Annotated in this window: 10 protein-coding genes; 5 read left to right on the top strand and 5 right to left on the bottom strand. The window is 38.0% G+C overall.

Translation table 11 applies throughout. The features are described 5' to 3' along the window. The first annotated feature begins 42 nt into the window (after window positions 1-42). The 4 genes from LNP19_RS11820 to pheT all read left to right on the top strand — a co-directional run bounded on the left by LNP19_RS11820 (window position 43) and on the right by pheT (window position 7,994). Complete coding sequence (locus LNP19_RS11820) at window positions 43-3,138, top strand: efflux RND transporter permease subunit (protein ID WP_230062114.1); 3,096 nt, start codon at window positions 43-45, stop codon at window positions 3,136-3,138. Next, window positions 3,113-4,453, top strand: a complete 1,341-nt coding sequence (locus LNP19_RS11815) for a TolC family protein (protein WP_428979029.1) — start codon at window positions 3,113-3,115, stop codon at window positions 4,451-4,453. Before LNP19_RS11820 ends, LNP19_RS11815 begins: the two co-directional genes overlap by 26 nt. Window positions 4,454-4,482: 29 nt before the next feature. Continuing rightward, on the top strand, window positions 4,483-5,346 hold the full coding sequence (locus LNP19_RS11810; RefSeq protein WP_230062112.1) for a bestrophin family protein: 864 nt from the start codon (window positions 4,483-4,485) through the stop codon (window positions 5,344-5,346). Window positions 5,347-5,573: 227 nt separating this feature from the next. Then, window positions 5,574-7,994 carry a phenylalanine--tRNA ligase subunit beta gene (pheT, locus tag LNP19_RS11805; RefSeq protein ID WP_230062111.1) on the top strand — a complete coding sequence of 807 codons (2,421 nt, stop codon included), beginning with the start codon at window positions 5,574-5,576 and terminating at the stop codon, window positions 7,992-7,994. Between the two features lie 82 nt (window positions 7,995-8,076). Here the strand turns inward: pheT and LNP19_RS11800 are convergent, their stop codons facing one another. From LNP19_RS11800 to LNP19_RS11780, 5 genes are all read right to left on the bottom strand, one after another. Continuing rightward, window positions 8,077-8,631 (bottom strand): fasciclin domain-containing protein, encoded by a 555-nt coding sequence (locus tag LNP19_RS11800; RefSeq protein ID WP_230062110.1) that lies wholly within the window; start codon window positions 8,629-8,631, stop codon window positions 8,077-8,079. A 204-nt stretch (window positions 8,632-8,835) separates the two neighbouring features. Next, a complete protein-coding gene (locus tag LNP19_RS11795; protein WP_230062109.1) occupies window positions 8,836-9,423 on the bottom strand; it encodes a TMEM175 family protein in 588 nt (195 codons plus the stop codon). A gap of 49 nt (window positions 9,424-9,472) precedes the next feature. Further along, complete coding sequence (locus tag LNP19_RS11790; protein WP_230062108.1) at window positions 9,473-10,363, bottom strand: Ppx/GppA phosphatase family protein; 891 nt, start codon at window positions 10,361-10,363, stop codon at window positions 9,473-9,475. 56 nt (window positions 10,364-10,419) lie between these two features. Further along, a complete protein-coding gene (gene ppk1 / locus LNP19_RS11785) occupies window positions 10,420-12,489 on the bottom strand; it encodes a polyphosphate kinase 1 (protein ID WP_230062107.1) in 2,070 nt (689 codons plus the stop codon). Then, window positions 12,489-12,983, bottom strand: coding sequence for a SixA phosphatase family protein (locus LNP19_RS11780; protein ID WP_230062106.1), 495 nt, complete (start codon window positions 12,981-12,983; stop codon window positions 12,489-12,491). Before LNP19_RS11780 ends, ppk1 begins: the two co-directional genes overlap by 1 nt. A 987-nt stretch (window positions 12,984-13,970) precedes the next feature. Between LNP19_RS11780 and LNP19_RS11775 the strand changes: the two genes are divergently transcribed. Beyond that, window positions 13,971-24,935 (top strand): T9SS type B sorting domain-containing protein, encoded by a 10,965-nt coding sequence (locus LNP19_RS11775; RefSeq protein WP_230062105.1) that lies wholly within the window; start codon window positions 13,971-13,973, stop codon window positions 24,933-24,935. The last annotated feature ends 54 nt before the right edge of the window (window positions 24,936-24,989 follow it).

Raw genomic sequence — 24,989 nt, 5'->3', positions numbered from 1 at the left:
CTATCGGCCATTTTAATCTCAAATCAGCAATAAAAAATCAAAATGAGTTTATCTACCTTAAGCATAAAAAGACCCGTATTGACAATCGTAATGAATTTGTCAATTGTGTTGTTCGGGATCATTGGATACACCTACCTCGGTGTGAGAGAATTTCCCTCGATAGATCCCGCTCAGGTTTCAATTCGAACTAATTATACGGGTGCCAATTCGGATATTATTGAGTCCCAAATTACCGAACCACTGGAGAAAGCAATCAATTCTATTGATGGAATTCGGAACATTACTTCGTCCAGTTCGCAAGGGAGTAGTTCTATTACCGTAGAATTTAATTTGGATAAAGATCTTGAAGAAGCAGCAAATGATGTTCGTGACAAAGTTTCACAAGCCATTCGAAGTCTGCCGCAGGATATTGATGCTCCTCCTGTAATTTCTAAGGCTGATGCCAATAGTGATGCCATCATCTCAATGACGGTTCAAAGTGATACCAGAAACCAATTAGAGCTGAGTGATTATGCCGAAAACGTTATTTCCCAACGACTGGAAACCATTCCCGGAGTAAGCGGTGTCCAAATTTGGGGACAAAAAAGATATGCAATGCGCTTATGGATTGATCCTGTAAAATTAGCTTCATACGGTTGCACTGTGGCAGAAGTAAGAGCCGCATTAAACCAACAAAATGTAGAATTGCCTTCGGGAAAATTGACCGGAAATAATACGGAATTGACTGTAAAAACAGTTGGAAATTTAGCTACAGCCGAGGAATTCAATAATATTATCATTCGTTCCGAAGGAGAAAAAATAGTCCGCTTCAGCGATATTGGCAATGCAAGCCTTGGCCCTGAGAATACCGAAACTAAAATGAGCGAATCAGGAGCGCCGCTTGTGGGTGTTGCCATTGTACCGCTTCCCGGTGCCAATTATTTAGATATTTCTAAGGCTTTTTACAAGCAATTTGAGGCTTTAAAAAAGGACTTACCTAAAGACATCAAATTAAATATAGCCATTGACAGTACTATTTTTGTCAAAAAATCGGTTATAGAAGTGGCTGAAACTTTGGGAATTTCGATCGTTTTGGTTATCCTAATTATCTTTTTGTTTTTTAGAGACTGGGCCATCGCTTTCAGGCCATTAATTGATATTCCGGTATCCTTGATTGCAACATTCTTTATAATGTGGCTTTTTGGTTTTTCAATCAATGTATTAACTTTATTGGCTATTGTTCTGGCAACAGGGCTGGTTGTTGATGACGGAATTGTAGTAACCGAGAATATTTTCAAAAAAGTCGAAGAAGGCATGTCTCCCATTGAGGCAGCCATCAAAGGTTCTAATGAAATCTTTTTTGCGGTAATATCCATTTCGATAACCTTAGCGGCAGTATTTTTACCGGTTATTTTCTTGGAAGGTTTCGTAGGAAGTCTTTTCAGGGAATTTGGTATTGTCATTGGTGCTGCCGTATTGATTTCGGCCTTTGTTTCATTGACTTTAACTCCAATGCTGAATGCCTATTTAATGAAAGGTGGCGAACAAAAAAAATCTAAGTTTTACATCAAAACCGAGCCCTACTTCCAAATGCTAAACAGCAATTATGCCAGTTCATTGAAGCAATTTATGAATCGAAAATGGTTGAGTTTCCCTATTTTGATTGCTTGTTTTGGATTGATTTTTGTTTTTTACAATTTGCTCCAAAAAGAAACCGCTCCTTATGATGACCGAAGTTCTTTAGTTCTCAGAATGACAGCTCCTGAAGGCTCCAGTTACGAATACACCGATCGTTTTATGCAAGAAATCTCTACATTGATAGAAGACTCTATTCCTCAGAAGAAAGTGGCCTTGGTAATTACTTCTCCCGGTTTTGGTTCTTCGTCAGTCAATAGTGGTTTTATCAGACTCTCACTTAAAGAACCCAATGAAAGGGAGCTTTCTCAGGCTGAGATTGCGGGGAAATTGACCAATTGGACCAAACAATATCCCGATGCTAAAACCTCTGTCATAGAGCAGCCGACCATTGCCGTAAACAGACGTGGTGGTTTACCTATACAGTATATCATCCAGACACAAAATTTTGAAAAATTAGAAGAAAAAATTCCACAGTTTATGGAGGAAGCGGCCAATAACCCCACTTTTTCCATTACAGATGTCAACCTGAAGTTTAACAAACCTGAGATCAATGTAACGATAGATCGTGAGAAAGCAGAAAGTCTAGGAATCTCAGTAATCGATATTGCCCAAACTCTGCAGCTTTCTTTAAGCGGACAACGTTTTGGTTATTTCATGAAAGACGGGAAACAGTATCAAGTTATCGGACAATTTGATCAAAAAGACCGTTCTAAACCTTTGGATCTGACTTCGATGTATGTAAAAAATAACAAAGGAGATTTAATTCAAATGGATAATATTGTGAGCATTGATGAACAAAGCAAGCCTCCGCAGCTGTATCACAATAACCGTTTCATGTCGGCCACCGTTTCTGCTGGTCTCGCTCCAGGCAAAAGTATCAATGATGGTATTGAGGCGATGGATGAAATCAAGGCCAAAGTCCTCGATGATACTTTTACAACCGATTTAGGTGGAGAATCCAGAGACTTTGTCGAAAGTAGTTCCAATACCGCTTTTGCTTTTGGTCTGGCCTTATTATTGATCTTTTTGATTCTAGCCGCTCAATTTGAAAGTTTTATTGATCCTTTTATCATTATTCTTACCGTTCCTATGGCAGTAGCTGGAGCCTTATTCTCGCTATGGCTTTTTGACCAGACTTGGAATATTTTCAGCCAAATTGGTACTGTAATGCTCATTGGTCTAGTAACTAAAAACGGAATTCTGATTGTCGAATTTGCAAACCAGCTCCGAGAACAAGGCAAACCAAAGTTAGAAGCTATTTTAGAAGCATCAGAAGCTAGGTTACGACCTATTTTAATGACAAGTCTTGCCATTTCATTAGGAGCCTTACCTATCGCCATGTCACTGGGAGCGGCTTCTAAAAGTAGAATGGGAATGGGAGTTGTAATTGTGGGCGGTACGGTTTTTTCCTTAGTTTTAACTTTGTACGTTATTCCGGCCTTGTATTTTATGTGGTCTAAAGCCAAAAAACACCATCCTGAATTTGAACACATCAATGAATATGAAAAAGAAAGTATATAAAATGAAGTATTCTAAAATAGTCTTTCAAAGTTGCATTTTGTTCTTCTTAGGTATTTTAAATAGTAATGCGCAAGAACTGTTAACTATAGAAGAGGCCGTAAAAATAGCATTGGAAAACAATTATCAAATCAAAATTGCCAAAAATGATTTAAAAATCAGTGAAACTAATGTATCGGCTGGAAATGCGGGAATGTTACCCAAAGTTTCTGCCTCGATTGTGGACAATAACGGTATTCAAAACCTGACTCAAACCCGAACTGATGGCACAGTCAATAAATTAGATAATGCCAAAAACAATAGTTTGAATTATGGGGTAAGTCTGGACTGGACAGTCTTTGACGGGATGAAAATGTTTGCCAAAAGAGACCAATTGAAAGAGCTTCAAAAACTGGGCGAAGCGCAATTAAAGCTAGCTATTTTTACCAAAATAAGCGATGTCCATTCAATCTATTTTGACTTGGTGCAACAACAACAGCAATTATCGGCTTTAGATTCTACTCTTGCTATTTCAAACCAGCGACTTGCTTTGGCACAAAATCGTTTTAAGATAGGGAAAGCCTCTAAACTGGAAGTTTTGAATGCTCAAGTAGATTTAAATACAGATAAGGTTAGCTTATTGCGACAAAAAGAATTGTATGCCAATACAAAAATTCTGTTGAACCAGATTCTGGCCAGAGTAACCAACTCAGAATTTAGGGTTGCTGATCAAATTGTAGTGGACAATGGTTTATTGCTTGCCGAATTGACCGCTTTGGCAGAAAAACAAAATCCAGAATTAAAAGCTCAAATTATAAATAAAAGAGTTAGCGAATTGCAGTTGAAACAAATTAAAGCAGGAAGATATCCTACTTTAAAAGTGAATACGGGTTACAATTTCTCTGAGAGTCAATCTAGTCTTGGTTTTACAACCCAATCCTCAGCTAGAGGTTTAAATTATGGTTTTAGCGCAACATTGAATCTATTTGATGGTTTTGCCCAAAACAGAAATGAAAAAATCGCTTCTATTGCGGTTGAAAATTCAAAAATAGTAATAGAGGAACAAGCTTTGGCCTTAAATGCTCAGCTATCAACGGCTTATCAAACTTATTTAACCAATTTAGAATTGATTAGTCTGGAAGAAAAAAATGAAGCTATAGCTAAACAAAATCTGGATATTACATTGGATAAATTTCGCATTGGAACTATAACTACCTTGGAGTTTCGAACAGCCCAATTGAATCATGTCAATGCAAAAGTGCGTTATAGTAATGCTCAATTTCAAGCAAAATTATCTGAAATTGCACTTAAGGAATTAGCTGGTACCATTAATTTTTAAATTAAATTTGCGAAAACTTTTCGCCTCTAATGATATCATACAACCCAAAAGATTGGATTACTTTTATTTTTCACTTTCATAAAGCCGATACCTTTCGAAAATTAATCCCAATGATGATTTTCATTGGGTTATATTCAGCTGCTATAGCTTATCTTGAAATTGAATATTGGGATTTACCGGATGACAGCCATGTGAAAAATATTTCTATTATGCATGGAATGCTTGGTTTTGTAATTTCATTATTGCTCGTTTTCCGAACCAATACAGCCTATGATCGTTGGTGGGAAGGACGTAAAATGTGGGGAGGTTTAGTAAACAGCAGTCGCAATCTAGCCATTAAACTATCGGTTATTTTAAAAGAGGAAAGTGATCGTGCTTATTTTCGAAAAATAATACCAAGTTTTGCATCTATTTTAAACAAGCATTTAAAAGATGACGATACAGCTAAGCAATTATTTGATGAGGACCATTTATCAATAGATCATCACAAACACAAGCCTAACCAATTGGCTAAAATAGTATTTCAAAAAATAAACGACCTGTATTCAGTTAATAAAATAACGGGAGATCAGCTGATCATTTTGAACCATGAAATTCAATCCTTTACTGAGATTTGTGGTGCTTGCGAAAGAATAAAAAACACGCCTATCCCTTATTCATACAGTGCTTTTCTGAAAAAGTTTATTTTTTTCTATGTAATGACACTTCCTTTTGGATATGTATTCAACTTGGGCTATTATGTCATTCCTGTAGTCGTTTTTATCTTCTATGTTTTGGCGAGTTTAGAATTGATTGCCGAGGAAATTGAAGATCCTTTTGGCAACGATGCCAATGACTTACCTACTGCAAAAATGGCTGAAAACATAAAAAGACACGTAGAGGAATTGTTATAAAAAATTAATTCGTCTTTCATTTTATATTTATAAATGCGAATAGTACACCTATTATTTTTTATACATCAGTATTTCGAAGTAATACACCTAACTGTTTGTGTTTTTTCAAACAAATTGAAGCCTTTACCGCTTATTTAGCATGTGAAAACAGCCGAGAAAAAACCAAAAAAATTGTTTCTTACTACAAACTGCAATCCTTATATTTGCAGTCATATTAAAATTGACAGATGAAAATATCTTACAACTGGTTAAAACAATTCATTAAAATAGATTGGAAGTCCGAGGAGACAGCAGCGCTACTTACTGACTTAGGTCTGGAAGTAGAAATTGTTGAAAAATACCAATCGGTAAAAGGAGGATTAGAAGGTATTGTGGTAGGACACGTTCTTACTTGTATTCCCCATCCTGACGCCGACAGACTAAAAATAACCACCGTTGATTTAGGTGATGGAGTCCCTGTACAGATTGTATGTGGTGCTGCCAATGTGGATGCTGGACAAAAAGTACCCGTTGCTACAATTGGAACTGTACTATACGATGAGGCTGGAGTCCCTTTTACGATCAAAAAAGGAAAAATCAGAGGACAAGAAAGTCATGGAATGATTTGTGCCGAAGATGAGTTAGGTTTAGGAACCAGCCACGAAGGTATCATGATTTTGGATAATTCACTTGTTGCTGGAACAAAAGCTTCAGAAGTTTTCAAAATAGAAAATGACGAAGTATTTGAAATTGGGCTAACGCCAAACCGCGCTGATGCTATGAGTCATCTAGGTACAGCCCGTGATTTAAGAGCTGGTTTATTACAAAATGGAGTCAATGCAGAGCTCATCACTCCTTCAGTAAGCAACTTTAGAGTTGACATGAGAACGCTGAAAATTGATACTAATGTTGAAGAGCCTCTTTTAGCACCTCGTTATTGTGGTGTTACCATTTCTGGAATTTCGGTAAAACCCTCACCAAGCTGGTTACAGGACCGACTAAAAGCAATAGGAATCACTCCTAAAAATAATATTGTTGACGTAACTAATTATGTGTTGCATGATTTAGGCCAACCTTTGCACGCCTTTGATGCTTCAAAAATCAATGGGAAAATAATTGTAAAGACTGTCGCTGCGGGAACTAAATTCGTTACTCTTGATGATGTAGAAAGAACGCTTCATGAAGAAGATTTAATGATTTGTGATGAAAAAGGGCCTTTGTGTATTGCAGGTGTTTTTGGAGGTAAAAACTCGGGTGTAAATGAACAAACCAATGCTATATTTTTAGAAAGTGCTTATTTTAATCCAATTAGCATTCGAAAAACAGCTAAAAGACATCAATTAAATACAGATGCCTCTTTTAGATTTGAAAGAGGTATTGACCCAACTATCACGGCTTATGCATTAAAACGTGCTGCTTTATTGATTCAAGAAGTCGCTGGTGGAGAAATCACCTCAGATGTCAGTGATGTGTATCAAAAGAAAATCGAAGACTTTTCGGTTTTCCTAAATTTTGCCAATGTTGCTAAAATTATTGGTCAAGAAATACCTAAAGATACTATTAAACAAATATTAGTATCACTTGACATTAAAGTAAACAGCGTTTCAGAAATTGGTTTAGGATTAACCATTCCTTCGTATCGTGTTGATGTACAAAGAGAAATAGACGTTATCGAAGAAATCTTAAGAGTCTATGGATACAACAAAATCGAGTTTTCAAAAAAATTGAATGCTACGGTTTCTAATTCGCCAAGAAACGAAGATTATAAAATACAAAATATCGTAGCCTCGCAATTAAATTCGCAAGGATTTAATGAAATAATGGCCAATTCGTTGACAACTGCATCTTATGTAACACTTTCTGATTCATTAAAAGAAGTTCATAATGTAACTATGCTAAATCCGTTGAGTAATGATTTAGCCACGCTTAGACAATCATTATTGTTTTCTGGACTGGAAGCAATTTCATATAATATCAATCGCAAAAACAGCGATTTAAAATTATTTGAGTTTGGTAAAACCTACCATAAATTTCTTTCTGGCTTTGAAGAACATAAGCACCTGACTTTATTTCTTACCGGAAATAGAAATCAAGAAAGCTGGACAAGTCCTGAAAAACCATCTGATTTCTTTTTATTTAAAGGATATGTAGATGCTATACTTTCGAGATTTGGAATTCAAAAAACACAAAACTCTCCCGTTTCATCGGATGTTTTCTCTGAAGGGATTGCCATAGGAACCGGTCATAATACTCTAGTTGAGTTTGGAGTTGTTAAAAAATCAATATTGAAACATTTTGGTATCAAACAAGAAGTTTTTTATGCTGACTTTAATTGGGATTTAATTCTGAAAGCAGTCACAAGTAAAATAAAATTCACCGAAATTCCAAAATACCCGGAAGTTCGCAGAGATTTAGCCTTGTTAATTGATCAAAATGTTACTTACGACAGTATTTATGCTATTGCAAGACAAACGGAAAAAAGTTTATTAAAAGAGATTAATTTATTTGATGTTTATGAAGGTAAAAACCTTCCTGATGGAAAAAAATCTTATGCCTTAAGTTTCATTATTCAAGACAGCACAAAAACTTTAACTGATGTACAGATCGACAAAATAATGAGCAAATTACAAAAGAATTTTGAAACAGAACTTGGAGCAAGTTTGAGGTAAGTTTCATTATAAAATTATAAAAAAAGCCCTGTTCACTGAACAGGGCTTTTTAATTGACAAAAAATTTCAACCTTTTATAAAACTATTGTTTAGGTAACAAAACGGTGTCAATAACATGAATCACTCCATTGGATTGATTAACATCAGCAATCGCAACCGCAGCCATAGAACCATTTTCATCGGTAATGTATAGTGTTTTTCCTTTCATCCAAGCCGTCAATGTTCCGCCGCTAACCGTTGTTAACATCGCTTTTCCATTTCCTGCTTTAATCGCTTTTGCCACATCTCCGGCATTCATTTTACCCGCCACAACATGATAAGTAAGAATATTTTGTAATGTTTTTAAATTTTCCGGTTTCAATAAGGTTTCTACTGTGCCCATTGGTAATTTTTCAAAAGCTGCATTTGTTGGAGCAAAAACGGTAAATGGACCTTTCCCTTGCAAAGTTTCCACTAAACCTGCTGCTTGGACTGCGGCAACTAATGTAGTATGGTCTTTTGAATTTACGGCATTTTCAATAATGTTTTTAGATGGATACATGGCGGCTCCACCTACCATAACTGTTTTTTGTGCAAATGATGTTGCTCCAAATACTAATGCGAATAATGCTACTGATAAAACTTTTCTAGTTTTCATAAATTTTTAATTTAAGTTATATAAAAGCATTTACGGGATTGGATACTTTTTGGATTTAAAAAATAAAAATTTATTTCAAAATATTCAAAATCAATAGCTAATACTTGATAAAAAACTAAATAGGAAAAGTAAAAATCCAAACGTTGTGCTAGGAAGCACAACATTTGGATTGTATATAAGAGTTTTTTGTGTGTAAAATGAAAGCTATTTTTCTTCCTTCGACAAAAAAACTTTCTCTATTCTTGTGTCCGGGATAAGCCAAATAATTGCCACCACAAAGTAGATTGAAATTGAAATCCATTCATTAAAAAACGAAACAACTATGGCTGCTAAGTATAAAAATTGAGAAAATCTTTCTTTAGAATTTTTTCTCAACGCTTCGGCCAAAAGCGACTTTTTGTCTTCAATAGATAATATTACATTCTTTAGAATCAAAAATGCAATTGCCGACATGAAAAGAATAATTCCATACAAAGTCACGGGTGCTTTTGAAAAATAATGCTCTCCAAGCCATCCAGTAGAAACCGGAATTAAGGACAACCAAAAGAGAAGATGCAAATTGGCCCAAAGAATCTTACCATTAACTTTGGTGAGTCCCTGCAACAAATGATGGTGATTATTCCAATATATACCAACATAAACAAAACTCAATACATAACTGATAAACTTTGGAAATAGCGGAAAAAGATCCCTAAAATCTTCGCCTTGAGGTACTTTTATTTCTAATATCATAATGGTAATGATAATAGCTAATACCCCGTCACTAAAAGCTTCCAATCGGTTTTTATTCATGTTATTGATTTAGTTTTTGTCCATAAAAATAGCCCCCTTTACTGTAAAATTAAATTTTACCATAATACATTGACTTAACAATTCCGTCCGAAAGTCCAATTTTGGGCACATAAATTTGTCGGGCACCGCTCCATTTCATAGCATTCAGATAAATGCGAACAGCAGGGATGATTACATCGGCACGATCGGGATTTAAACCTAACTCAGAAATTCTTTGTTCGTAGGATAAAGAATTTAAGAAGGCATACTGTGAGTTGATATAAATATAGGACAATGGTTTTTCTTGCATTTTCCCCGACATTTTAAACAACTTATTGATGTTTCCTCCTGAACCTATTAAGGTCACTTCCTCAAAATCTTCGGTGATTGTTTTAATCCATTTTTCAATTTCTGCCCAAACCACATCGTGAACCATATCATTCAGTAAACGAACCGTTCCTGCTTTAAATGATCTTGAATGTACAATTTTACCATTAGAAAACAAGGTGAATTCAGTACTTCCACCGCCCACATCTACAAAAAGATACGTTTGATCAGTATTCAGTAAATGGTATAAATCAGTAGAAGCTATTATGGCTGCTTCTTTTTTTCCATCTATTATTTCTATATTTATATCTGCTTTATTTTTTATAATTTCTACCACTTCATTCCCATTATAAGCTTCACGCATCGCCGATGTTGCAAAGGCTTTGTAAGACTGAACCTTATGCACTTTCATCAGTAAATTGAAAGCTGTCATGGCATCGCACATTCTATCAATATTCTCTGGTGAAATTTCTCCCACTGTGAAGGCATCTTGTCCCAAACGTATGGGTACTCGAACTAAGGAACTTTTATTAAATTGGGGCTCTTTTCCCTCTTGCTCAACAATATTCACTATCAATAAACGCATCGCATTAGATCCAATATCAATAGCAGCATATTTTTTTATTTTAATCATTCTTGATTATAATTTGTAATTATTTTAATATTAAAAAAACCATATTATGGTAACTATTAAAAAGTTTCATCTAATAAATCAACCTTTCTTTGATAATATTTATACGTTTCTAATTGGGCTCTAAAAACGGGTTCCTCTCCTCTTTCTCGGTATTTATTATCTAAATTTTCCGAATGATAACGCGCTTTTACGTTTCCTTTCCACCCCAGATCAAAATTATCAATCAATTCATTTTTAATATCTTGATCGTAAATTGGGCAAGTCACCTCGACTCTTCCGTCTAGATTTCGAGTCATAAAATCAGCCGATGAAATATAAACTTCTGTTTGACCGCCATTGGCAAAAATATAAATTCGGGAATGTTCCAGATAATTATCAACGATACTTATTGCTTCAATATTGGCACTCATTCCTTTGACCCCAGGAATCAAGGAACAAATACCTCTGACTTCAAGCTGTATTTTCACTCCTGCATTACTGGCTTCATATAATTTATCGATCATCGCATAATCAGACAAACTATTCATTTTCAACTTTATATAGGCTTTTCGTCCGGCGCGCGCGTTCAAGATTTCCCTTTCGATCAATTTGTAAAATCTAATTCGGGTATAATGTGGCGAAACGATCAAATGCTTGTAACGGTGAATCCTATAGTTGATATCAAAAAATTCAAATACTTTTGAAATATCTTTCAAAATTTGCTGATGACTGGTAAAAAGAGTCACATCAGTATACACTTTGGCTGTTGTTTCATTAAAATTCCCAGTAGAGATAAAGCCGTATCGTTTTATTTTGCCGTTTTCATTCCTTTCAATAACACATATTTTACTGTGTACTTTCAATCCTTTTATACCAAAAATCAATTCAATTCCTTCGGTTTGCATTTGCTCAGCATAGGAAATATTAGAGGCTTCATCAAAACGAGCTTGCAATTCTATTTGTACTATTACTTTTTTTCCGTTCTTGGCCGCATTAATCAGCGAGCTTATAATTTGAGAATTCTTAGCTAATCGATACAAAGTGATTTTAATTGAAGTCACCTTTGGATCCAAAGCTGCCTCTCTCAGAAATCTGGTGAGATAGGAAAATGATTGGTAAGGTGCATTCAATAAATAATCTTTTTCACTTATTTTTTCTAAAAGGCTTCCTTCTAGACTTAAGCCTGGAATGGGCAAAGGATCATTGGTTTTATACAACAAATCAAATCTACCTAAATTTGGAAAATCCATATAATCTCTTCTGTTGTGATATCTTCCTCCAGGGATGATACTATCTGTAGAAACGATTTTCATTTTGTCAAGAAAAAAGGCAAGAGTATCTTCTTCAATCAATTCATCATATATAAAACGAACAGGCTCCCCTATTCTTCTATCTTTTACGCTGGTAGAAATTTTCTCTAGCATACTTTTACTCAAGTCACTGTCAATTTCTAATTGGGCGTCCCGACTAATTTTAATCATGTGGGCAGAAACGCTTTCATAATCAAAAATATTAAAGATGCTTTTCAAATTGCGTCGGATTACATCGTCGATTAAAATAACATATTGCTTTTCATTCTTTGAAGGCAAAACAATAAAACGGTTCATCGTTTTTGGAATTTCTATAATAGCATAGCGTACTTCGGAATCTTTTTTCATCACTAATTTTACCGCTAGATAACCTACGTTGTCTTTAAGTAAAGGGAATTCGGCTAAATCATTCAAAATAATCGTTACCAGCTCCGGACTTAGTTTTTGAATAAAGAAATCTTTTAAAAAGATTTCCTGTTCTTCTGAAATTTCATTTTCATTGATAATGAAAATATTTTCCGCTTCCAGTTCCGTTTCGATTCTTTTTAATATTCTTAAACTCTCGGATTGGTGTTCAATCACGATTTCAGTAATTTCTTTTACTAATTGTTGGGCTGATATTCCTCCCAAAATTTTCTCACCTGATTTACCTGACAAACTCAGCCTTCTAATGGCGGCAAAGCGAACTCTAAAAAACTCATCTAAATTATTGGAAAAAATTCCTAAGAAACGTAATCTATCTAAAAGTGGTACTGAATCATCTGCGGCTTCCTGAAGTACTCTGGCGTTAAATGCTAACCAACTTTTTTCTCTATCTATATATTTTTTATTTGACACTATTCTGTTAATTTTAAATCTTTTGGTATTAGTATTTTTTTTGTTTTGCCTCTATTAATTTTAGCCCAATCATTTGTATTAAACTCTAAAAAAACAAATCCAGATGTAGGAACATTATCTATAAAAACATCCCCAAATTTATTGACAAAATTTGTAATTGCGGCATTATGTCCAAAAAGAATCACACTATCAAATTCATTTTTACATGATTTAATTGTTTTCTCTAATTGGTTTTCATCAAAAGTATAAAGCTCTTTCATATAAACAATACTTTCTATGGGATATAAGATATTTTGTGCAAAAATCAGCGCCGTATCCGAAGCTCTTTTGGCGATACTACTCCAAATAACATATGTTTTAGGAATAAAATCTAAAATATTTGAAGAAACTAAGTGGGCATCTTTCATTCCTCTTTGATCTAAAGGTCTGTCAATATCTTTTAAAGGAGTATCCCAATTTGATTTTGCATGTCTTATTAAAATTAGATTTTTCATGGGAACTCTTTTTAAAAGTAAATATTTAAACAAAAGGGAAATATTGCTACAATTTACAAAAGAATTACTAAACATTTACCTTTTTTTGAACTGAGCTTTATTTTTTTTTTGATTACTTTCCACAATGCTATTTACTGAAAAAAAAAAAATCTATTTTAAAAATCCATTCAAAATTTACACCTCCCACCCTTTTCTTTAAGAAAATTTCCTAACTGATTTTTTTTTTTAAGCAATAAACTCTAAAAAAAATCTGGCATAACAGAAAAACAACACGCTTACAAAGAAAATATTAAAAGTTTACATAAAAAACCAAACAAAATTAAACAATAATCATTTTTACCCTAATTAACAGAACATATTATACTTTTTTACGATTATTAATGGATAAAATCTATTTAAAAACACAATTCATTCGTTTATATTAACTCACTACCTGCAAAAAAAGCTCAAATAGCACCCTTTTTTAAATTTAATTAGTAAGAAAAGTACTTTCGTCGAGTATTTCGGTTATTTATAGAGAATAAATATCATTTTATTTTTTTATAACTAGTTTAGTTCCATAATCTTACAATTAAGCAAATAATTTATAATATTTTATTAAAATTTTAGCTATAAGATCATTTATCAACATAATAAAACACTAAAACTCTTTTGATGATTTCTAAAATTGATGTTATCCTATAGAAGACCCTTAATTTATCAATAAAATTAGTTACAAACAACCTATTAAAAATTGATTGTATGAAAACAAAAATTACCCCAAACAAGAAAATAAGCTTTCAACCTATTTTTTTTATTTTGAGCTTTTTATTCAGCGTATTAGATAGCTTATCGAAGATTTTCCCTCTATCTAATTTAGATAAATCTAATACTTATATACACTCTGTCTGTCTTGTAAAAGATGCCACAACAATAACTTTTGATCGAAAATTAGATCAAACCTCATATTAAGGAATTCATTACTCGTTTATTTAAATAATAAATATTATGAAAAAAATTACTTTTATTCGATTTTTAGCTTTTTTAATATTGTTGTTTTCAACAACAATAAGTTATTCTCAGGTTGTTTACCCTATGACCTCTTTACTTACGGAAAGTGTTTGCCCAGTTAGTACAAATTGTGGAGCGCAATCAATGATTACAAAGGGTGCCTTTATTGGAAATGGAAATGGAAGTAAAATTCTAAATTGTATTTCAGATCCTAGTTATGCCAACTATGGAATTATAAACCCTAATGATGTATGGATATTTATCGATATGGAAAAGAATGGGAATAAACATGATTTGTTTGTTCAGTTTAACATATTTGTTAATGATCTACCAACCAATTCTGGCAACATATACACTGCTTTTTATGATTCAACTGGAGGTCTTGAGACAGGATATTATAAAGCTATTAAAATAAATTATAATTGTGGTGACAAATTTGAATTAAAAAACATATTTGTATCCTGGAATTCAAATGATAATTCAACACCTCAATGTAATGGAACGGGTTATTCACAATGTTATGCTGATGTTCCAAACATTACCGTAGATGCTCCATTAAAAACTGATTTTACATATACTCGTAATTGCAATAATATTATTGTTACAACAGATATTACTGGAGGAAAATTATATCAAACTGGTGGTTTAACACCAATTCAGTCTCCTTATTCAATTAAAATAAATTATGGTGATGGCACAGGAGACATTATAGTTGCTCCAAGTCCAGATCTTTATGATGATCCAAACGAAAAATTTATTAATTATGTGTTTGCATCTCATTCTTTCCCGGTTAATAATACTGTAAACCCAATTAATTATACCATTACCTTAACAGCCACAGATACAGCTACGCCAACTCCAGCCAGTAGTGTTAAGACCTCTACCGTTACTATATATCCTCAATTAACTGGCTTAACTTTAACACCTTTGCCTACTTCGTGTAACGGATCGTTAGGAAGCATAACAGCCAGTGGTGTAACTGGAGGCTATGGAAGTTATACTTATAGCATTAATGCAGGTACCAATTATCAGGCAGATGCTACTTTCAATAATTTACCAAGTGGAACCTATACAGTGATTGCTAAAGATGGTAATGGTTGTACAATTAGTACTTCAACTTCAGTTGTTGTTTCAACTGGTCCTACAGCATCCATATCTTCACAAACAAATATAGATTGTTTTGGAAATAGTAACGGTAGCGTGACTGTAGCCGGAGCTAACGGAACTGCTCCCTACACCTATGCTAAAGACGGAATTACTTTCGGCTCAAGCGGAACTTTCGGTAGTCTTACAGCAGGTTCTTATACCATTACAGTTAAAGATGCTAATGGCTGTACCAAAACCCAAGCGGTAACTATTACTGAGCCTGCTGCTGCCTTAACAGCCACTGTTGCTAAAACAAATGTGACTTGTAATGGCGCTAATGATGGAACCATTACCATAACTGCTCCAACTGGTGGTTATGGAACTTATGAATACCGATTGGATACTGGTGCTTGGCAAACTAGCGGGAACTTCTCCGCTCTGGCCAATGCTACTTATAGCGTACAGATTCGCGATGCAGCAAATCCTACTTGTATAATTGTATTGGGCGACCAAATCATCACGCAGCCAGATGCCTTAACAGCCACTATTGCTAAAACAAATGTGACTTGTAATGGCGCTAATGATGGAACCATTACCATAACTGCTCCAACTGGTGGTTATGGAACTTATGAATACCGATTGGATGCTGGTGCTTGGCAAACTAGCGGAAACTTCTCCGCTCTGGCCAATGCTACTTATAGCGTACAGATTCGCGATGCAGCAAATCCTACTTGTATAATTGTATTGGGCGACCAAATCATCACGCAGCCAGATGCCTTAACAGCCACTATTGCTAAAACAAATGTGACTTGTAATGGCGCTAATGATGGAACCATCACCGTAACTGCTCCAACTGGTGGTTATGGAACTTATGAATACCGATTGGATGCTGGTGCTTGGCAAACTAGCGGGAACTTCTCCGCTTTGGCCAATGCTACTTATAGCGTACAGATTCGCGATGCAGCAAATCCTACTTGTATAATTGTATTGGGCGACCAAATCATCACGCAGCCAGATGCCTTAACAGCCACTGTTGCTAAAACCAACGTGACTTGTAATGGCGCCAATGATGGAACCATTAGCGTGACTGCTCCAACTGGTGGTTATGGAACTTATGAATACCGATTGGATACTGGTGCTTGGCAAACTAGCGGGAGCTTCTCCGCTTTGGCCAATGCTACTTATAGCGTACAGATTCGCGATGCAGCAAATCCTACTTGTGTAATTGTATTGGGCGACCAAATCATCACGCAGCCAGATGCCTTAACAGCCACTGTTGCTAAAACCAATGTGACTTGTAATGGCGCTAATAATGGAACCATCACCGTAACTGCTCCAACTGGTGGTTATGGAACTTATGAATACCGATTGGATGCTGGTGCTTGGCAAACTAGCGGAAACTTCACCGCTTTGGCCAATGCTACTTATAGCGTACAGATTCGCGATGCAGCAAATCCTACTTGTGTAATTGTATTGGGCGACCAAATCATCACGCAGCCAGATGCCTTAACAGCCACTGTTGCTAAAACCAATGTGACTTGTAATGGCGCTAATAATGGAACCATCACCATAACTGCTCCAACTGGTGGTTATGGAACTTATGAATACCGATTGGATACTGGTGCTTGGCAAACTAGCGGGAACTTCTCCGCTTTGGCCAATGCTACTTATAGCGTACAGATTCGCGATGCAGCAAATCCTACTTGTATAATTGTATTGGGCGACCAAATCATCACGCAGCCAGATGCCTTAACAGCCACTGTTGCTAAAACAAATGTGACTTGTAATGGCGCTAATGATGGAACCATTACCATAACTGCTCCAACTGGTGGTTATGGAACTTATGAATACCGATTGGATGCTGGTGCTTGGCAAACTAGCGGGAACTTCTCCGCTTTGGCCAATGCTACTTATAGCGTACAGATTCGCGATGCAGCAAATCCTACTTGTATAATTGTATTGGGCGACCAAATCATCACGCAGCCAGATGCCTTAACAGCCACTATTGCTAAAACAAATGTGACTTGTAATGGCGCTAATGATGGAACCATTACCATAACTGCTCCAACTGGTGGTTATGGAACTTATGAATACCGATTGGATACTGGTGCTTGGCAAACTAGCGGGAACTTCTCCGCTCTGGCCAATGCTACTTATAGCGTACAGATTCGCGATGCAGCAAATCCTACTTGTGTAATTGTATTGGGAGACCAAGAAATTACGCAGCCAGATGCCTTAACAGCCACTGTGGCCAAAACCAATGTGACTTGTAATGGCGCTAATAATGGAACCATCACCGTAACTGCTCCAACTGGTGGTTATGGAACTTATGAATACCGATTGGATGCTGGTGCTTGGCAAACTAGCGGAAACTTCTCCGCTCTGGCCAATGCTACTTATAGCGTACAGATTCGCGATGCAGCAAATCCTACTTGTATAATTGTATTGGGCGACCAAATCATTACGCAGCCAGATGCTTTAACAGCCACTGTTGCTAAAACCAATGTGACTTGTAATGGCGCCAATGATGGAACCATTAGCGTGACTGCTCCAACTGGTGGTTATGGAACTTATGAATACCGATTGGATACTGGTGCTTGGCAAACTAGCGGAAACTTCTCCGCTTTGGCCAATGCTACTTATAGCGTACAGATTCGCGATGCAGCAAATCCTACTTGTATAATTGTATTGGGCGACCAAATCATCACGCAGCCAGATGCCTTAACAGCCACTGTTGCTAAAACCAATGTGACTTGTAATGGCGCTAATAATGGAACCATCACCGTAACTGCTCCAACTGGTGGTTATGGAACTTATGAATACCGATTGGATGCTGGTGCTTGGCAAACTAGCGGAAACTTCACCGCTTTGGCCAATGCTACTTATAGCGTACAGATTCGCGATGCAGCAAATCCTACTTGTGTAATTGTATTGGGCGACCAAATCATCACGCAGCCAGATGCCTTAACAGCCACTATTGCTAAAACAAATGTGACTTGTAATGGCGCTAATGATGGAACCATCACCGTAACTGCTCCAACTGGTGGTTATGGAACTTATGAATACCGATTGGATGCTGGTGCTTGGCAAACTAGCGGGAACTTCTCCGCTTTGGCCAATGCTACTTATAGCGTACAGATTCGCGATGCAGCAAATCCTACTTGTATAATTGTATTGGGCGACCAAATCATCACGCAGCCAGATGCCTTAACAGCCACTGTTGCTAAAACCAACGTGACTTGTAATGGCGCCAATGATGGAACCATTAGCGTGACTGCTCCAACTGGTGGTTATGGAACTTATGAATACCGATTGGATACTGGTGCTTGGCAAACTAGCGGGAGCTTCTCCGCTTTGGCCAATGCTACTTATAGCGTACAGATTCGCGATGCAGCAAATCCTACTTGTGTAATTGTATTGGGCGACCAAATCATCACGCAGCCAGATGCCTTAACAGCCACTGTTGCTAAAACCAATGTGACTTGTAATGGCGCTAATAATGGAACCATCACCGTAACTGCTCCAACTGGTGGTTATGGAACTTATGAATACCGATTGGATGCTGGTGCTTGGCAAACTAGCGGAAACTTCACCGCTTTGGCCAATGCTACTTATAGCGTACAGATTCGCGATGCAGCAAATCCTACTTGTGTAATTGTATTGGGCGACCAAATCATCACGCAGCCAGATGCCTTAACAGCCACTGTTGCTAAAACCAATGTGACTTGTAATGGCGCTAATAATGGAACCATCACCATAACTGCTCCAACTGGTGGTTATGGAACTTATGAATACCGATTGGATACTGGTGCTTGGCAAACTAGCGGGAACTTCTCCGCTTTGGCCAATGCTACTTATAGCGTACAGATTCGCGATGCAGCAAATCCTACTTGTATAATTGTATTGGGCGACCAAATCATCACGCAGCCAGATGCCTTAACAGCCACTGTTGCTAAAACAAATGTGACTTGTAATGGCGCTAATGATGGAACCATTACCATAACTGCTCCAACTGGTGGTTATGGAACTTATGAATACCGATTGGATGCTGGTGCTTGGCAAACTAGCGGGAACTTCTCCGCTTTGGCCAATGCTACTTATAGCGTACAGATTCGCGATGCAGCAAATCCTACTTGTATAATTGTATTGGGCGACCAAATCATCACGCAGCCAGATGCCTTAACAGCCACTATTGCTAAAACAAATGTGACTTGTAATGGCGCTAATGATGGAACCATTACCATAACTGCTCCAACTGGTGGTTATGGAACTTATGAATACCGATTGGATACTGGTGCTTGGCAAACTAGCGGGAACTTCTCCGCTCTGGCCAATGCTACTTATAGCGTACAGATTCGCGATGCAGCAAATCCTACTTGTGTAATTGTATTGGGAGACCAAGAAATTACGCAGCCAGATGCCTTAACAGCCACTGTGGCCAAAACCAATGTGACTTGTAATGGCGCTAATAATGGAACCATCACCGTAACTGCTCCAACTGGTGGTTATGGAACTTATGAATACCGATTGGATGCTGGTGCTTGGCAAACTAGCGGAAACTTCTCCGCTCTGGCCAATGCTACTTATAGCGTACAGATTCGCGATGCAGCAAATCCTACTTGTATAATTGTATTGGGCGACCAAATCATCACGCAGCCAGATGCCTTAACAGCCACTATTGCTAAAACCAATGTGACTTGTAATGGCGCTAATAATGGAACCATCACCGTAACTGCTCCAACTGGTGGTTATGGAACTTATGAATACCGATTGGATACTGGTGCTTGGCAAACTAGCGGGAACTTCTCCGCTTTGGCCAATGCTACTTATAGCGTACAGATTCGCGATGCAGCAAATCCTACTTGTATAATTGTATTGGGCGACCAAATCATCACGCAGCCAGATGCCTTAACAGCCACTGTTGCTAAAACAAATGTGACTTGTAATGGCGCTAATGATGGAACCATTACCATAACTGCTCCAACTGGTGGTTATGGAACTTATGAATACCGATTGGATGCTGGTGCTTGGCAAACTAGCGGGAACTTCTCCGCTTTGGCCAATGCTACTTATAGCGTACAGATTCGCGATGCAGCAAATCCTACTTGTATAATTGTATTGGGCGACCAAATCATCACGCAGCCAGATGCCTTAACAGCCACTATTGCTAAAACAAATGTGACTTGTAATGGCGCTAATGATGGAACCATTACCATAACTGCTCCAACTGGTGGTTATGGAACTTATGAATACCGATTGGATACTGGTGCTTGGCAAACTAGCGGGAACTTCTCCGCTCTGGCCAATGCTACTTATAGCGTACAGATTCGCGATGCAGCAAATCCTACTTGTATAATTGTATTGGGCGACCAAATCATCACGCAGCCAGATGCCTTAACAGCCACTATTGCTAAAACAAATGTGACTTGTAATGGCGCTAATGATGGAACCATTACCATAACTGCTCCAACTGGTGGTTATGGAACTTATGAATACCGATTGGATGCTGGTGCTTGGCAAACTAGCGGAAACTTCTCCGCTCTGGCCAATGCTACTTATAGCGTACAGATTCGCGATGCAGCAAATCCTACTTGTATAATTGTATTGGGCGACCAAATCATCACGCAGCCAGATGCCTTAACAGCCACTATTGCTAAAACCAATGTGACTTGTAATGGCGCTAATAATGGAACCATCACCGTAACTGCTCCAACTGGTGGTTATGGAACTTATGAATACCGATTGGATGCTGGTGCTTGGCAAACTAGCGGGAACTTCTCCGCTTTGGCCAATGCTACTTATAGCGTACAGATTCGCGATGCAGCAAATCCTACTTGTATAATTGTATTGGGCGACCAAATCATTACGCAGCCAGATGCTTTAACAGCCACTGTTGCTAAAACCAACGTGACTTGTAATGGCGCCAATGATGGAACCATTAGCGTGACTGCTCCAACTGGTGGTTATGGAACTTATGAATACCGATTGGATACTGGTGCTTGGCAAACTAGCGGGAGCTTCTCCGCTTTGGCCAATGCTACTTATAGCGTACAGATTCGCGATGCAGCAAATCCTACTTGTGTAATTGTATTGGGCGACCAAATCATCACGCAGCCAGATGCCTTAACAGCCACTGTTGCTAAAACCAATGTGACTTGTAATGGCGCTAATAATGGAACCATCACCGTAACTGCTCCAACTGGTGGTTATGGAACTTATGAATACCGATTGGATACTGGTGCTTGGCAAACTAGCGGGAACTTCTCCGCTTTGGCCAATGCTACTTATAGCGTACAGATTCGCGATGCAGCAAATCCTACTTGTATAATTGTATTGGGCGACCAAATCATCACGCAGCCAGATGCCTTAACAGCCACTGTTGCTAAAACAAATGTGACTTGTAATGGCGCTAATGATGGAACCATTACCATAACTGCTCCAACTGGTGGTTATGGAACTTATGAATACCGATTGGATGCTGGTGCTTGGCAAACTAGCGGGAACTTCTCCGCTTTGGCCAATGCTACTTATAGCGTACAGATTCGCGATGCAGCAAATCCTACTTGTATAATTGTATTGGGCGACCAAATCATCACGCAGCCAGATGCCTTAACAGCCACTGTTGCTAAAACAAATGTGACTTGTAATGGCGCTAATGATGGAACCATTACCATAACTGCTCCAACTGGTGGTTATGGAACTTATGAATACCGATTGGATACTGGTGCTTGGCAAACTAGCGGGAACTTCTCCGCTCTGGCCAATGCTACTTATAGCGTACAGATTCGCGATGCAGCAAATCCTACTTGTGTAATTGTATTGGGAGACCAAGAAATTACGCAGCCAGATGCCTTAACAGCCACTGTGGCCAAAACCAATGTGACTTGTAATGGCGCTAATAATGGAACCATCACCGTAACTGCTCCAACTGGTGGTTATGGAACTTATGAATACCGATTGGATGCTGGTGCTTGGCAAACTAGCGGAAACTTCTCCGCTCTGGCCAATGCTACTTATAGCGTACAGATTCGCGATGCAGCAAATCCTACTTGTATAATTGTATTGGGCGACCAAATCATTACGCAGCCAGATGCTTTAACAGCCACTGTTGCTAAAACCAATGTGACTTGTAATGGCGCCAATGATGGAACCATTAGCGTGACTGCTCCAACTGGTGGTTATGGAACTTATGAATACCGATTGGATACTGGTGCTTGGCAAACTAGCGGAAACTTCTCCGCTTTGGCCAATGCTACTTATAGCGTACAGATTCGCGATGCAGCAAATCCTACTTGTATAATTGTATTGGGCGACCAAATCATCACGCAGCCAGATGCCTTAACAGCCACTGTTGCTAAAACCAATGTGACTTGTAATGGCGCTAATAATGGAACCATCACCGTAACTGCTCCAACTGGTGGTTATGGAACTTATGAATACCGATTGGATGCTGGTGCTTGGCAAACTAGCGGAAACTTCTCCGCTCTGGCCAATGCTACTTATAGCGTACAGATTCGCGATGCAGCAAATCCTACTTGTATAATTGTATTGGGCGACCAAATCATCACGCAGCCAGATGCCTTAACAGCCACTATTGCTAAAACCAATGTGACTTGTAATGGCGCTAATAATGGAACCATCACCGTAACTGCTCCAACTGGTGGTTATGGAACTTATGAATACCGATTGGATGCTGGTGCTTGGCAAACTAGCGGGAACTTCTCCGCTTTGGCCAATGCTACTTATAGCGTACAGATTCGCGATGCAGCAAATCCTACTTGTATAATTGTATTGGGCGACCAAATCATCACGCAGCCAGATGCCTTAACAGCCACTGTTGCTAAAACCAACGTGACTTGTAATGGCGCCAATGATGGAACCATTAGCGTGACTGCTCCAACTGGTGGTTATGGAACTTATGAATACCGATTGGATACTGGTGCTTGGCAAACTAGCGGGAGCTTCTCCGCTTTGGCCAATGCTACTTATAGCGTACAGATTCGCGATGCAGCAAATCCTACTTGTGTAATTGTATTGGGCGACCAAATCATCACGCAGCCAGATGCCTTAACAGCCACTGTTGCTAAAACCAATGTGACTTGTAATGGCGCTAATAATGGAACCATCACCGTAACTGCTCCAACTGGTGGTTATGGAACTTATGAATACCGATTGGATGCTGGTGCTTGGCAAACTAGCGGAAACTTCACCGCTTTGGCCAATGCTACTTATAGCGTACAGATTCGCGATGCAGCAAATCCTACTTGTGTAATTGTATTGGGCGACCAAATCATCACGCAGCCAGATGCCTTAACAGCCACTGTTGCTAAAACCAATGTGACTTGTAATGGCGCTAATAATGGAACCATCACCATAACTGCTCCAACTGGTGGTTATGGAACTTATGAATACCGATTGGATACTGGTGCTTGGCAAACTAGCGGGAACTTCTCCGCTTTGGCCAATGCTACTTATAGCGTACAGATTCGCGATGCAGCAAATCCTACTTGTATAATTGTATTGGGCGACCAAATCATCACGCAGCCAGATGCCTTAACAGCCACTGTTGCTAAAACAAATGTGACTTGTAATGGCGCTAATGATGGAACCATTACCATAACTGCTCCAACTGGTGGTTATGGAACTTATGAATACCGATTGGATGCTGGTGCTTGGCAAACTAGCGGGAACTTCTCCGCTTTGGCCAATGCTACTTATAGCGTACAGATTCGCGATGCAGCAAATCCTACTTGTATAATTGTATTGGGCGACCAAATCATCACGCAGCCAGATGCCTTAACAGCCACTATTGCTAAAACAAATGTGACTTGTAATGGCGCTAATGATGGAACCATTACCATAACTGCTCCAACTGGTGGTTATGGAACTTATGAATACCGATTGGATACTGGTGCTTGGCAAACTAGCGGGAACTTCTCCGCTCTGGCCAATGCTACTTATAGCGTACAGATTCGCGATGCAGCAAATCCTACTTGTGTAATTGTATTGGGCGACCAAATCATTACGCAGCCAGATGCTTTAACAGCCACTGTTGCTAAAACCAATGTGACTTGTAATGGCGCCAATGATGGAACCATTAGCGTGACTGCTCCTGCTGGTGGTTATGGAACTTATGAATACCGATTGGATGCTGGTGCTTGGCAAACTAGCGGGAACTTCTCCGCTCTGGCCAATGCTACTTATAGCGTACAGATTCGCGATGCAGCAAATCCTACTTGTATAATTGTATTGGGCGACCAAGAAATTACGCAGGCTAATGCTACAGAACCTATAATTCCTGAACCTATATGTAATACAGACAGAACATCAACTATTAGTTTGAATAGTTATCTTCCAACTGGCACTCCTTTAACCGGCAGTTGGACTAATGATAGAAATATTGTATTAAGTGACAGTGAGTTTAAGCCCTATAATCTAGCGGTTGGAGAGTACAATTTTGAATATCAGGTTATGATTGAAAGTTGTCCTATAACTTATTTTGTAAAAATAACTATTATAAACCAAGATTGTGGAATTGTATTGGGTTGTGGTGCTATTGAGGTACATAATGCTTTTACACCTAACAATGATGGTATAAACGACAGTTTTGAAATTGACAATATTGAAGATGTTGAATGTTATCCTGAGAACACAGTTGAAATATACAATCGATGGGGTGTATTGGTTTTTGAAACTAAAAATTATAACAATACAACCAATAGCTTTAATGGAATCTCACGAGGTAGAACTACTATAAGTCAATCTTCAGGTTTGCCAACGGGAACATATTATTACATCTTGAATTACACTTCTGTTGATACACTTGGTAAGATTCAGACTAATAAGAAAGACGGGTATTTATACCTTACAAGATAACTCCAACTCAAATCTAACACCTGAGACTTAAAATCCCTCAGGTTTAAAACAGAA

The sequence above is a fragment of the Flavobacterium acetivorans genome, from assembly GCF_020911885.1.
In the GTDB taxonomy this organism is placed as follows: Bacteria; Bacteroidota; Bacteroidia; order Flavobacteriales; family Flavobacteriaceae; genus Flavobacterium; species Flavobacterium acetivorans.
The sequence above is the reverse complement of the archived record's forward strand: the minus strand, read 5'-3'. Positions and strand labels throughout refer to the sequence as shown.

What these genes read in the sequence shown, in the direction of transcription:
- LNP19_RS11820 (WP_230062114.1), top strand. Translation starts at nt 43, where the DNA reads ATGAGTTTATCTACCTTAAGCATAAAAAGACCCGTATTGACAATCGTA.
- LNP19_RS11780 (WP_230062106.1), bottom strand. Translation starts at nt 12,983, where the DNA reads ATGAAAAATCTAATTTTAATAAGACATGCAAAATCAAATTGGGATACT.
- LNP19_RS11815 (WP_428979029.1), top strand. Translation starts at nt 3,113, where the DNA reads ATGAATATGAAAAAGAAAGTATATAAAATGAAGTATTCTAAAATAGTC.
- LNP19_RS11800 (WP_230062110.1), bottom strand. Translation starts at nt 8,631, where the DNA reads ATGAAAACTAGAAAAGTTTTATCAGTAGCATTATTCGCATTAGTATTT.
- LNP19_RS11810 (WP_230062112.1), top strand. Translation starts at nt 4,483, where the DNA reads ATGATATCATACAACCCAAAAGATTGGATTACTTTTATTTTTCACTTT.
- LNP19_RS11775 (WP_230062105.1), top strand. Translation starts at nt 13,971, where the DNA reads ATGAAAAAAATTACTTTTATTCGATTTTTAGCTTTTTTAATATTGTTG.
- LNP19_RS11790 (WP_230062108.1), bottom strand. Translation starts at nt 10,363, where the DNA reads ATGATTAAAATAAAAAAATATGCTGCTATTGATATTGGATCTAATGCG.
- LNP19_RS11795 (WP_230062109.1), bottom strand. Translation starts at nt 9,423, where the DNA reads ATGAATAAAAACCGATTGGAAGCTTTTAGTGACGGGGTATTAGCTATT.
- pheT (WP_230062111.1), top strand. Translation starts at nt 5,574, where the DNA reads ATGAAAATATCTTACAACTGGTTAAAACAATTCATTAAAATAGATTGG.